1 pseudogene is annotated in these 562 nt (G+C 45.4%); it reads right to left on the bottom strand.

What is annotated here, in order from left to right:
- Positions 1 to 562, bottom strand: a pseudogene (locus R8N47_RS27365) (AraC family transcriptional regulator); the annotation flags it as partial.

A 562-nucleotide genomic window follows, 5' to 3' on the forward strand; every position in this document is an offset into this window, starting at 1 on the left:
AACTAATAGGTTTCTAACCTGAATTTGCTTTCTTAACTGTTGGTTACTCGTCAATAATACGCGGCTTTGATGCCTTAGTTGGTTGGTCTTTAGAGTGACCTGAGCAGCAAGCTCTCGGTTTGCTTGCATAACATATCGTGAACGCCAGTACATGATAAGGCCGATAAGCGTAGAAATTGAGACGAGAAAGCCTAATATCGCAAGCTGGGATAGATACCATGGTTTGAGCACTTCAAAACGAGACTCTAAACCAACAACGCCCGCCGTTACCTGTGACTCGTTACTCACTTGAAGGTGGTATTCCCCTGAGTTGAGGTGCTCTAAGGTTAACTGACCCCCTTCTAAAGTCTGCCATCGGTCGTCTTCGTTTAAGCGGTAGTAAAGGTTCTGGCTATCCGGTTTAGGCATGATGCCAAAGAGAAAACTCAGCGAAGAACCATAAGGCAGCTTAATCCCATCAAGCTCGGAACTCCCCACTTGGATTACATCGTTTTCAAGCATCACTTGGCTAACAATAAAGCGGGATTCTGGCGGGTTTGACACCAATAGTTTTGAAGCCTCT

The sequence above is a fragment of the Vibrio sp. 2132-1 genome (genome assembly GCF_033344315.1).